Raw genomic sequence first — 11,173 nt, forward strand, 5'->3', positions numbered from 1 at the left:
GGGCTCAGTTGCCGCCGCACTTCGTGCGGTTCGCGCCATCGTGGCGCCGGCAAAGGCCCTCACTACGGACACTCTACTTTAAAGCTTTCTAAGGCAAATTTTGCTAGATAGAAGAACGGCTATTCAGCTTCGCTGTGAGTTTTGGGTCGGCGTTCCGCCGACGTTGGGGATTGGTGATTGTATCGATGTCGACTTCCCATTTTTAACGATAGATTCAACGAGATCTTTTGGAATTTTAGTTTTACCTTTTGCTCTGGGCACTCTTGGAGAAAACCAAATTTGTGATCAGCGATTGCAAGTTTCCATTCGCGAAAAGAAAGCTAATGCAGACAAAAGGTACAAATCTACTGCCACCGTGGCAGTAACTTTCGACCGGTTCTGCTCACTGATTTTCAAATATCAAAGTCTTCCAACCCAAAAAACCGACAGAAACCACATCTGCATTAAGCACAGCCCACAAAAATTTCTGGCGATTTAAAAATAGAAAAACCGAAAGCAAAAAGAACCAACGAACCATTCGAGCTGTAACAAAAGAAAGATTTTGAATCCAGCACAGATTTGGGAGTGGGGAAAGGCCCCCTCTTGAAGCACGTCCGAAGGCTCGGCCTTCGCCGGCGCAGGATACGCGAACCGCACGAAGTGCGGCGGCGATTGAGCCAGGATGGCGTGCCGACCGAAGCGACGGGCTTCAAGAGGGGGCCTTTCCCCACTCCCAAATCCGTCGCTAGAAGCAAAAACTAGTGAACCCGCTTACAAGCACAAACAGCCTCGTCGCCGTCCGCCTCTGCAAGCTCTTCTTCACGGTTTTCAAGATACGCTAGAAACGCGGCGGAGCGAAAAGCCAGATCGTATAAAGTGTCCATATCGATCACGAACTTTTCCTCGCCGAGTTTTAGCGCAGCATAAGAATCGGAAATTTCTTCGAAGGCGATTTGTTCTGCCTCGATGAATTTAGAATTTTTCATTAGCCCCTCATTGAGTAGTAACCGATGACAAGACCTGGTTCGAAAGCAAATGGAACTGCTTCCAAATTCGGTTCATCAGTCAGGCGGCCTTCTTCTTTACCCGCAACTTCTTCTTTCACCATGAAAGTAGGAAGTGGAAGGCGTGGAGCTTGTTTCGCCTGCAAGTAAACTTGGTTGTCATAAGCTTCGTCTTTCAAACGAACCTTGTCGCCGACCTTAATAATAGCAGAAGCGATATTCACCTTCTTACCATTCACCAAAACTTTACCATGAGAAATCAATTGTTTCGCCGCCGGAATGCTAGAAGCAAAACCCAAACGGAAAACCACGTTGTCCAAACGTTTTTCCAAAAGATTTACCAAAGCCTCAACCCAGTTTGTAGAAGCTGATTTTTGCGCCTTAGCGATGATACGACGGAACTGCTCTTCACGCAGACCGTAGTGGAAACGGATTTTTTGTTTTTCTTCTAATTGCAAAGCAAACTCAGAATACTTACGACGTTGCAAGCCGTGTTGGCCCGGAGGATAAGGGCGTCTTTCTAGAGCGCCAGACTTCCCCATACCAGGAAGTTCCGTGAGTAAACGTCTTTGTCTTTTAAAGCGTGGAGTTTTACCTGTTCTTTTCATTTATTCGTCCTTCACAATATCGTCAGATGATTTAAAAGCCTCTGAGGTGAAAGAACAGAATTTCCTAAAATTTCTGGATCAATGAAAGTATGAAGAAAACGGAATGAAAGCGTGTTGAGATTGAAAACAAGTTGAAACCGACTTCTTCCCTATGCTAGAACCCGGGCCACAAAAAGGTGGCATTATGAAATTTGTTGTAGCAATTGCGACGGTATTAGTTGGATTCAATGCTTTGGCGTCTACGGAAGTTCTTTTGAACTGCAAACACATCGATCAAGCAGACATCAGTTCTGCGGTTGTTCAAACTTACGCAGACCCAGCGAAAAAATTCTCTTTGGAACTGGTCCTGACTTCTCCTGCTGGCGAAACTCAATCAATCGAAATCGACTCTGAAGACTACACTGAAGGTTGGATCGCTCTTCCTGCTGAAGACACAGCAGAACGCTATTTGACTCGCCAAGAAGGCGGCTGGGAGATCTTCGGCACTATCGGCCAAGCTACTTACTTCGCCACAGCAACATGCGAAGAAAAAGCCGAGTAATAAAAAATTACTCATCTCTCCCCATACCGGGAACCAAGTGATGATCAAAAAGGCTCATATGCAAGGCGGAGGGTTTTTTCCGAAACGGAGGCGTGCTGGAGGCACGTCGGAGTGAAGGAAAAGGCCCGACAACGCAGTCAGATGGGCCTTTTTCATCATCACGGATTTAGTAAGATGGGGAAAAGGTTTCGTTCTTATTTATTAAACCTCTTCCCCATCTCACTTCGCCTAACCTACCAACCAGTTAAGCGACGACGGCGATTTCTTTTGCGAACTGGAACATTTGTTCCTGTGCTCTCTTGATGAGTTGTCGAAGTTGGCACCGTCTGGATTGTTTCTGTCTGCTTCATAGCCGAACTCCTTTCGTCTAGATTAAGAACTCCATCCATTCTCTCAGAGAAGCAGGGCATCAATCGACGCTTTTAATATTAGTCTTGGGTCATGAAAACAGGTTGAGAATGCTATTTCTTACGAAATAAAGATTGTACGACCCACAAAGGACCGATCAGCAAAAACTGTAAGTCTTTGAAAAATGAGGGCTTTTTACCCTCGATCTGATGACCCTTGAATTGGCCGATCCAAGCCAGAACGAATATAGCCAGCAACGAATAAACCGGATTTCCGAACTGACTCAGTGCATAAGTAAGGACATAACTCAGGATAACTTGTGCCAACATTACCAAAAAAGGCAGGGCTCCTAAGGTCATGTACCAGCCCAAGGCTACCGCAATCACCACTTCACCGAGCTTAATTGGTCCCATAGAAAGTGGAATCTGAATCAACAAACCCACAATAGAAAAGAAAATCAAAGGAACGCAGATCTTATGAATCACCTGGTTTTGAGGATGCTGATGACTTTCGCTGTATTCAGAAAACCATTGCTCCAGGGGCTTCATAACTCTCCTATTTTTGCGTAGAAAGAGGACCTACCATCGTGGCACCCGGCGGAACATCTCTGGTCACAACGGCGTTAGCACCGATCAAAGCTCCATCGCCGACGGTGATGGGACCTAGAACTTTCGCCCCTGTTCCAATAAGAACTTTATTTCCAACAGTGGGATGACGTTTTACCGGGTCGAATTTTAAACCGCCTAACGTGACTCCATGAAAGATGATGCAGTCATCGCCGACAACGGCTGTTTCGCCGATCACCACACCCATGCCATGATCGATCACCAGGCGTTTACCGATAGTGGCGCCCGGGTGAATTTCGATTCCCGTCAGTAATCTTGAGATTTCAGCGACCAAGCGGCCTACGAAAAATAACTCCGCTTTATAACAAGCATGCGCGATACGGTGAAAGAATAAAGCTTTCGGACCCGGATACAGAAGACCGATTTCCCAGAGGGACTTGGCTGCCGGATCATAGTTTTTATACGTGCGCAGGAACTCTAGAATACCATTAACCATTTAACTTCTCATTCATATCATCCAGCAGGAAGTAGCGATCAAAGAGTTCATTGTATCGGGACCATTTTTCACCCGAGCCTCTTTCCGCGTCCATCAACGTTTTTAAAGTCGCCACTTTGCTGTCAAAGTCATCGACCATCGCGATCACCATCGCCTCTAAAAATTTAGGTCTTTTTGGAGAACCGTATTCCAGTTTGCCGTGATGACTTAAAATAATGTGCTTACAAATATCTCGCAGCTCTTCGTTGAATCCCAAGATGCGCGAGGCTTTTTTATCGATCAACTCACAGGCGATTTGCATGTGACCAATCAGACGACCGCGGTCTGTGTAAGAGATACCATTGTCGTAAGAAAGTTCCCACAACTTTCCGATGTCATGAAAAATAGCGCCGAATAAAAGAAGATCTCGGTTTAGGAAAGGATAGTGCGACCCCATGAAATCCATGATCTTACAAATCGAAAGAATGTGCTCAAGCAGTCCTCCCGTCCACGCGTGGTGAATGGATTTGGCTGCGGGAGCTCTTAAAACTTTCGGGCGAATCTCCGGATCTTCCAACGTATCTAAAATCAACTGACGAAGGTGATCGTTCTTCATAGTTCGAACCATGTTCAAAAGTTCGACCAACATGTCTTCGGTATTGCGCGAAGATTTTGCGATAAAGTCTTCAAAATTCACCGTCGAAGAGTCCACTCTTTCCAAACGATGCACAACAAGCTGCTTGCGATTTTGGAAAAGTTGAATCTGACCTTTGATCTTAACAACGTCACCAACTTCAAATTCTTTCGCCAGTTCATCCACGCGATCCCAAAGACGCGCATCTAAACTTCCCGTGGCATCACCCAACTGAAGCCCCATAAAAGGACGACCGTTTTTTCCCATTCCGACATGTTTTTCTTTCACTAAGAAATTCATGTCTACGCCATCTTTATCCTGAAGACTTTGGATCGATTTTCTTTCCATTACGGGGCCTCACAGAAAAGTGGTGAATATTCAGAGTGCGTGAAGGTCACTTGCGCCAAGTAAACGTCGTTGTCTTTTTGCGCCGAGAAAAAGAAGGTACCGCCCAAGACACTGACGTAGCGTTCTTGAGTGGTGTTCACCTTGATACCTTCGCCGGCCATTTCTTTTAAAAAACGATCGGTGATATCGAAAAACTGATTGCAACCCGAGCCAAAAATTTGCTGGCCAAGACGACGCTTGCGGGCTTTGCTGACGAAGATTACTTTTTTTGCCGTCGCCGTTTCAAACTGAGGGAATTCGAATCCTACAAAGAAGGACCCTTGTTTCTTGGTGATGTAACGGGATAAATCCACCGTGCCACCGCCTTTAGGCAGTAACAACTTAACAGCTTTGTTTTCGACAATGCCGTCGTTTTTTTCGACCAAGAAAACATTTACTTCAGAGAAAACCAGATTCTTACCAACAGCCGAAGACGCGGCTGCGGCGCCATGTTCACCACCGCCACCTTCAGCGTGTTCCCCTTCAGGAGCCGCTTTGAATTCCAGCATGTCCCACACCTTCGTGGGAACTTTCAAATCTTCCGCCAAGTCTTCGAATTTAACGTCATGATATTCTGATACGTGATAACCCGCAGGATCTGAGGTGCAGCCTGCAAGAACTACGGACATCCAGAAGATAGAAACCTGGACGAACTTGATCATCACTCGTACTCCAGTTGATCCCTCAACTCTAGCAACGGAAGAAAGTTAGGTTCGGATTGAAGACCCGCACGAACGTAATCATAGGCCGCCGTGCGATCATTGTTTCTCATCATCACCCAAGCCAAACCATAAAGTGCCGATGCACTTTGTTTATCTTTATTATACGCGTCCGTGTAGGCTTTTTGTGCGCAGGCGACATCCCCTGTATTAATACAGATATCGCCCATCAAAAGATCCTTCACTGACAAAGTGGAAAGCTCTGGCATCTTCAAGATCGCCGTCGATTCTGGCAAACGACCGATTTTCGCCAGGTAACTTGCTTGAGTGGAAAGCACATAAGCATCTTTAGGAGCTTCAGCCATCGCCTCTTGCAAAAGTTTTGCAGCGTCGCTGTCGCGATTGATTTCCATCAAACACACCGCACGCAAAGCTTTGAGTTCAGGATTCGGTGGTTGCTTTTGATAGATCTCATCACAGTATTTTTCTAAATAATCCCATTGAGTAAAACGCCATTCCACGTGCAAAGGATGCGTGTAGTTGCGCGCCTGCCCCGGCATTTGACTTAAGAATTGAACCACCGCCTGATTCACACCATCTACGTCACCCAAAAGATTTTGCGCATAGACGTTGAACAACAGAAGTTCCTGGCGAAGATATCCGGTTTTTTGAACGTTGGCTTTGATATCACGCACCAGAGTCTGCAAAACGCCCGCGTCGGAATTCGCTTTTGCATACTCTACTGTCGACATTGCGCGACCGAAAAGCGCCAGCACTGAGTTTGGATTTTTGCGATAAATATTATCGAAGTCGCGCATCGCTTCGCCGTAATTGCCTTTTTTCTGCTGGATAATCGCTAGGTTTAGCAAAGCAGAGACATTGAAAGGCTCATGCCCAATGGCTTTTTGAAGAGTGTCTTCGGCTTGCTTCAAGTCCCCGTCCATCATGTAAGAAACGGCGATTCCAAGGTAGGCATCAACGATTTCAGCGCGGCTGCGGCCTTCTTTAACCAAAGCTCGTTCTAAAATACGTCGTCCCATCAAACTTTGACGGTCTTCAGAGATAAGAACTGACGCCATCTGCACTTGCGATTCTGCATCAGGTTCTTTCAGTTTTGTCGCCTTCATGTAGGTTTGCAGAGACTTTTCATAAAGCCCCAATGTCTTATAGCGGATCGCATGCGACATCAGCTCTTCATAACCCAGACTTTTCTTTTTACCTTTTTGCGACAAAGAAAGAACAACCACACCTGCGATCAGTAAAGAAGCCCCGATCAAACTCCAACGAAGAACGTTGGACTTCTGACGAATCTTTCCTTGCAAGCGTGTATCGCCCGAAGCGCCATAGCTTTTAGCCGCCGCCGGAGCCGTCGTCGAACGAGACACCGGCTGCTCTCGCACCGGAGTGACATCTTTAAATCCTGTGTCGCGCACAGGTGGCGGAGTCAGATCTAAATTCGGAGGAACCGGCGTAGGAGTCAAATCATCCGTCACCGGAATAATATCAGTTCGAGTCATCGTATGATGAGCAATCGACTGAGTCATTGTCTGTTCAGACTGGGAATCTTGCTCTTCACGGATATTTTTAACGATATCCATGAAAACTTTATTTTCGCGGATATAACTCCAGCGTCCTTCAGGCAGACGAACTTCGTCGATGATCGAAACTTGTTTTGTACGAAGCTGTTCCGTGACTTCAGACAACGTAAAAGGGCCCAGGATCCTGGTTGAGGATTTGATGAGCCAATTTTTTTCGTTGCCGTTCACGTTGTCTGTACTCATATCAGATTAGAATGGTGCTTTCGTTAAAAGAAGTTTTAAGTCGTCGTTCGTTAAGAAAAGACCCGCGCCCAAATAGCTGGATCGTCGGTCCCCTTGATTGAAGGCATCGTTGATACCTCCAGTAACATAGATACCGCGATACAAGGTATAAGACAGAGAACTTCGAACATTCGTATTTTCAAAATCAAACGCTTCTAATGTGAATTTCAACTTACGACGGAAGAAGAAGTAGTCGATACCAAAACCACCCGAGTTCTCGATCAAACCACCCTTTAAAGTCAGATCCCAGAAATTCTTCGCGTAAAGAACAGTGAACTTGATCTGGTTGTAATAAGTTTTTGTTTCCGTGTAATCCGCTGGAGATTCAGGCCCCGTACCTGTTCTTTTGTAACCGGTTTTTTCCACAAGACCTGCGGGATCATCCACAACGGCGATATAGTAGTAACGGTCTAGACCGGGTTGAATTTGCACCCCGATATAGGATTTCGTCGCACCGACATCATTTAAATACTCACCACGGAAATCAAAGGCCGTTTGAATGCGATTTGCAGTATCCAACATACCGCTAAGGCCATCAATCGCTGAAGAAACGTTTTCAGCTGTCTGCTCGTCGCTGACAAGCTTACCGATAGCACCTTCACCTTTATTGATTTTTGAAGTGATCTCATCCAGGTTTTTAACCGAGTTCGACAAGCGCTTCCAAGTTTCTTTCAAACCGGTCTCGCTTTGGTCGTTCATAACTTCTTTCAAAGACGATGTGATGTCATGGATGTCATCCACGATATCGCCGACCTTGTCTTTGTTTTCAGTCGTCATTTGCGCCAAGTCACCGGTCAAAGTCTCGATGTTCTTAACAATACGACCCAGAACGTGACGACGAGTTCCGTCTTCAGACGTGGCCTCTTGCAAGTTCTTCGCAACCTCTTTCAGCGAAGTTGTCACTTCAGAAACTTGAGTCATCAAGTTATCCAGCGAGCCACCATCACGAACGATCAAGATTTGCGCATTATCTTCCAGTGGAGGATCTGTCGGCGAACCTGGATATACTTCGACGTGCTTGTCACCCAAGATCCCTTGAGCTTTCACTTCGATAGACGCCGATGTCGTTAAAGGAACATCGGATTTTACGGTGATATCGATACGAGCTTTTCCGTCTTGCAAAGAAATGTTTTTGATCACACCGACAGGAATACCGGCAGAACGTACGGCTGAGTTTTTAACCAAGCCGCCTGCATTCGGAAGTAAGAACCAAGCTTTTTTAGAACGACCAAGGTATGAAGGATCATCACTGACCTGCATCGACATGACGGCGATCAGTGATCCCACCACGACAACTAACAAACCTACTTTAAACTCTGCAGCGCGAAGCCAATTCATTGATGTTTCATCCCTTTATTCACGAACCTCTTCACAAGCTCGATGTCCGTGTTGAAGAAATCCTCTGGAGTACCAAATAATAGAACTCGGCCACTATCTAACATCGCAATATAGTCGGCAATCCTGAATGCGGCGGACAAATCGTGGGACACCATGATAGACGTCGTCGCACCAGCTCTTAATTTATGAGTACTCAGAATCAAATTATCCACCATTTCAGTCAGAATGGGATCTAAACCCGTGGTAGGCTCATCATAGATCAAGATTTCTGGATCTAGGGCGAGAGCCCGGGCTAGACCCGTTCTTTTCTGCATCCCACCACTGATTTGACTTGGAAGTTTGTGATAATGTTTGGACTCCAAACCGACTTGCTGCAATTTTTCTTCGGCAATACGAAGGACTTGGGATTCTTTCAAGTCACGGCGATGCTCGAACAAGGGAAAACACACATTTTCTATGACAGTCATGTCGTCAAAAAGTGCGGCCGACTGAAAAAGGACGCCAAATTTACAGCGAAACTTTGTCAATTCATCCGGAGGCAGGGTTCCGATATCAGTTCCCAAAACTTCAATCGTTCCCGAAGTGGGTTTGAACAATCCCAAAAGATGTTTCAACATCACACTTTTTCCGGTTCCAGAAAAACCAATGATCGCAGTCAAACTGCCTTTCGGAATTTCTAAGTTGATACCTTTAAGGACAAACTCTTTTCCACCATCGAAGGATTTTTTCACGTCCCTTAAGGACACTGCTGATTCTTGTTTCATTAAGAAATCCCCATGATGTTGTAGTAAAAGCGAATCAAGTTTGTCGCGAAATAATCTAGAATGATAATTCCGACCATGCTTTGCACCACGCCTTGGTTCGTGGCATCACCCACACCTTTAGCGCCGCCCGTGGTGTTAAACCCGCGATAAGTACAAACTACTGCGAAGTAAACGCCAAAGATCATGCCTTTAAAAAGACCTTCGTTAATGTGTTTCACCTCGATGAAATCCGCGATCTTTTGCCAGAACACGGCTTCGTCCAAAGAAACCAATTTCACACAAAGGAAATAACTTCCCAACATCGCAACGAAGTCAAAAACCGCCACTAGCAAAGGCATGCAGATCACCGCAGCCACGATTCGCGGAGAAATCAAATACTGTTTCGTGTTCACGCCCATCACATCCAAGGCGTCGATCTGTTCGTTCACGCGCATAGTTCCCAAACGGGCCGCCATGGCACCGCCGGCTCTGGCAGCAACGATCAATCCGGTTAAAACCGGGCCTAATTCCCGCGTGATCCCTAGGGCAACCGTAGGTCCCACCATGTTCACGGCATTGAACAACTTAAAACCTAAATAGAGTTGGAAAGAAAGAGCCAAGCCCGTGAACACACCTGTTAAACAGATGATGCCAACGGATTGATTTCCGATGAACTCCATATGACGAATAACTTCAGGGAAGCGCGAAGGTTTCGCAAAGATCAGACGCACACTTTCCGTGAAAAACATCATGATCTGACCTGTCTCGGCGATACCATCACGCACTTTGTTTAAGACAAAGGCGCCAATGCCCGAGATGATCGTATAGAATCTGTCCGCTAAGGTCACTTTACTCTCCCCCAACTTCGTCACGGATAAAACGGGCATCAACCCCGGTATAAACCCGAGGCACACGCTCACCGACACTGGTTAACATTTCCCAAGTGATACTTTGAGCCAGTGTTCCGATTTCGTCGGCGGAAAGAAAACTTCCTCCACTGCCGTATCCAAATAAGATCACTTCTTGATCTTTAAATTTCTTCAAATCTTCGTTTCCTACCACATCTGTCACATCCAGCATCAGATAGTCCATGCAGATCGTACCGGCGATAGGAACTCTTTTTCCCGCAAACAGCAACGTCGCTTTGTTGGAAAGAATGCGGTGAAAACCATCCGCGTATCCCACAGGGACCACAGCAATTACAGAGTCACGCTTGGCTTTCCAAGTGGCGCCATAAGAAACAGTCTCGCCGGCTTTGACCTGACGATAAGTGGCCACTTGGGATTTAAAAGTCATGACAGGTTTTAATTGGCAGACAGATTTATCTTCTAAGGGATTGTAACCATAGATCATCAGGCCTGGGCGTAAACCCCAGTTTTGTAAAAGAAGCGGATGATCCTTACTTCCCCCCTGCTGTTTTAAAGCCAGCAGATTTAAAATCCCCGAGCTATTTAAAGCGTGGCAGAAAATATTGAACGGCTTAAAGAGCTGACTGACTTGATCCAGTTTACGCAGCTGTTCGGCACTTTGCCCTTGAGGATCTAAAGCGTCGTCGCCATTGTACAAATGAGTGACCAAAGCTTTCAGGCGGATTTTTTTGTTCTGCCACAGACGATCAAAAAGTTTCTGCCCTTCCTCGGGACGGAAACCCAAACGGTTCATGCCGGTATCAAACTTCAGATGAATGTTTACGGGCTGATCGGCCACCGCTTCGAGATGCTCGATATGTTCCCAAGTGCTTACCACCGGGGTCATTTGATATTGAAGAATTTTTTCCGCACCTTCTCTGTCGAAACCACGGAAGACCAAGATCTCGGCTTTCACTCCGAAATTTCTTAACAAAAGACCTTCTTCAATCAGGCAGACACCTAAGTGTTTAATACCTAAAGATTCTAAGAAGCGCGCCAATTGCACGTCGCCATGCCCATAAGCATTGGCTTTCACCATCGGACACAAAAAAGGCGCTTGCGGAAATGACGACTGCAACAGGCGAATGTTGTGCGCCAAGTGATCCAAGTTGATTTCCGCAAAGGTGTGTCGATACATTTCCATCAAATTACTTTTTCCATTC

12 protein-coding genes are annotated in these 11,173 nt (G+C 46.1%); 1 reads left to right on the plus strand and 11 read right to left on the minus strand.

From position 1 onward, the window contains the following. Positions 1–737: 737 nt before the first annotated feature. Both AZI85_RS11575 and rpsD read right to left on the minus strand, forming a co-directional pair. Entirely contained in the window at positions 738–965 is a 228-nt protein-coding gene (locus tag AZI85_RS11575) for a hypothetical protein (RefSeq protein ID WP_063204958.1), read from the minus strand. Further along, complete coding sequence (gene rpsD / locus AZI85_RS11580) at positions 965–1,591, minus strand: 30S ribosomal protein S4 (RefSeq protein ID WP_063244188.1); 627 nt, start codon at positions 1,589–1,591, stop codon at positions 965–967. Before rpsD ends, AZI85_RS11575 begins: the two co-directional genes overlap by 1 nt. A 184-nt stretch (positions 1,592–1,775) precedes the next feature. Here rpsD and AZI85_RS11585 point away from each other — a divergent pair, with 184 nt between their 5' ends. Continuing rightward, positions 1,776–2,132: a hypothetical protein gene (locus AZI85_RS11585; RefSeq protein ID WP_063244189.1), complete on the plus strand. Its 357-nt coding sequence runs from the start codon at positions 1,776–1,778 to the stop codon at positions 2,130–2,132. Between the two features lie 461 nt (positions 2,133–2,593). On the opposite strand, the gene AZI85_RS11590 is transcribed toward AZI85_RS11585, so the two are convergent. Genes AZI85_RS11590 through alr form a run of 9 tightly spaced genes read right to left on the minus strand, consistent with a single transcriptional unit; the run spans position 2,594 to position 11,154 of the window. Beyond that, positions 2,594–3,028, minus strand: coding sequence for a DUF962 domain-containing protein (locus tag AZI85_RS11590; protein WP_063244190.1), 435 nt, complete (start codon positions 3,026–3,028; stop codon positions 2,594–2,596). Positions 3,029–3,035: 7 nt separating this feature from the next. Beyond that, on the minus strand, positions 3,036–3,542 hold the full coding sequence (gene epsC, locus AZI85_RS11595; protein ID WP_063244191.1) for a serine O-acetyltransferase EpsC: 507 nt from the start codon (positions 3,540–3,542) through the stop codon (positions 3,036–3,038). Next, complete coding sequence (locus tag AZI85_RS11600) at positions 3,535–4,503, minus strand: 3'-5' exoribonuclease YhaM family protein (RefSeq protein ID WP_063244192.1); 969 nt, start codon at positions 4,501–4,503, stop codon at positions 3,535–3,537. Before AZI85_RS11600 ends, epsC begins: the two co-directional genes overlap by 8 nt. After that, positions 4,503–5,204 (minus strand): hypothetical protein, encoded by a 702-nt coding sequence (locus AZI85_RS11605; protein ID WP_063244193.1) that lies wholly within the window; start codon positions 5,202–5,204, stop codon positions 4,503–4,505. Before AZI85_RS11605 ends, AZI85_RS11600 begins: the two co-directional genes overlap by 1 nt. Continuing rightward, on the minus strand, positions 5,204–6,982 hold the full coding sequence (locus AZI85_RS11610) for a tetratricopeptide repeat protein (protein ID WP_063244194.1): 1,779 nt from the start codon (positions 6,980–6,982) through the stop codon (positions 5,204–5,206). The genes AZI85_RS11605 and AZI85_RS11610 overlap by 1 nt, the downstream gene beginning before the upstream one ends. 6 nt (positions 6,983–6,988) lie before the next feature. Further along, a complete protein-coding gene (locus AZI85_RS11615) occupies positions 6,989–8,359 on the minus strand; it encodes an MlaD family protein (protein WP_063244195.1) in 1,371 nt (456 codons plus the stop codon). After that, entirely contained in the window at positions 8,356–9,123 is a 768-nt protein-coding gene (locus AZI85_RS11620; protein WP_063244196.1) for an ABC transporter ATP-binding protein, read from the minus strand. Before AZI85_RS11620 ends, AZI85_RS11615 begins: the two co-directional genes overlap by 4 nt. Further along, positions 9,123–9,950 carry an MlaE family ABC transporter permease gene (locus AZI85_RS11625; RefSeq protein ID WP_063204968.1) on the minus strand — a complete coding sequence of 276 codons (828 nt, stop codon included), beginning with the start codon at positions 9,948–9,950 and terminating at the stop codon, positions 9,123–9,125. The genes AZI85_RS11620 and AZI85_RS11625 overlap by 1 nt, the downstream gene beginning before the upstream one ends. Before the next feature lies 1 nt (position 9,951). Continuing rightward, complete coding sequence (gene alr / locus AZI85_RS11630) at positions 9,952–11,154, minus strand: alanine racemase (protein ID WP_063244197.1); 1,203 nt, start codon at positions 11,152–11,154, stop codon at positions 9,952–9,954. Between the last annotated feature and the right edge of the window lie 19 nt (positions 11,155–11,173).

It is taken from the genome of Bdellovibrio bacteriovorus (assembly GCF_001592755.1).
Taxonomy (GTDB): Bacteria; Bdellovibrionota; Bdellovibrionia; order Bdellovibrionales; family Bdellovibrionaceae; genus Bdellovibrio; species Bdellovibrio bacteriovorus_E.

Bases quoted from the DNA above. Each gene is read 5' to 3' on its own strand.
- rpsD (WP_063244188.1), bottom strand. From the start codon at position 1,591: ATGAAAAGAACAGGTAAAACTCCACGCTTTAAAAGACAAAGACGTTTA.
- epsC (WP_063244191.1), bottom strand. From the start codon at position 3,542: ATGGTTAATGGTATTCTAGAGTTCCTGCGCACGTATAAAAACTATGAT.
- AZI85_RS11620 (WP_063244196.1), bottom strand. From the start codon at position 9,123: ATGAAACAAGAATCAGCAGTGTCCTTAAGGGACGTGAAAAAATCCTTC.
- alr (WP_063244197.1), bottom strand. From the start codon at position 11,154: ATGGAAATGTATCGACACACCTTTGCGGAAATCAACTTGGATCACTTG.
- AZI85_RS11590 (WP_063244190.1), bottom strand. From the start codon at position 3,028: ATGAAGCCCCTGGAGCAATGGTTTTCTGAATACAGCGAAAGTCATCAG.
- AZI85_RS11610 (WP_063244194.1), bottom strand. From the start codon at position 6,982: ATGAGTACAGACAACGTGAACGGCAACGAAAAAAATTGGCTCATCAAA.
- AZI85_RS11575 (WP_063204958.1), bottom strand. From the start codon at position 965: ATGAAAAATTCTAAATTCATCGAGGCAGAACAAATCGCCTTCGAAGAA.
- AZI85_RS11605 (WP_063244193.1), bottom strand. From the start codon at position 5,204: ATGATCAAGTTCGTCCAGGTTTCTATCTTCTGGATGTCCGTAGTTCTT.
- AZI85_RS11585 (WP_063244189.1), top strand. From the start codon at position 1,776: ATGAAATTTGTTGTAGCAATTGCGACGGTATTAGTTGGATTCAATGCT.
- AZI85_RS11600 (WP_063244192.1), bottom strand. From the start codon at position 4,503: ATGGAAAGAAAATCGATCCAAAGTCTTCAGGATAAAGATGGCGTAGAC.
- AZI85_RS11615 (WP_063244195.1), bottom strand. From the start codon at position 8,359: ATGAATTGGCTTCGCGCTGCAGAGTTTAAAGTAGGTTTGTTAGTTGTC.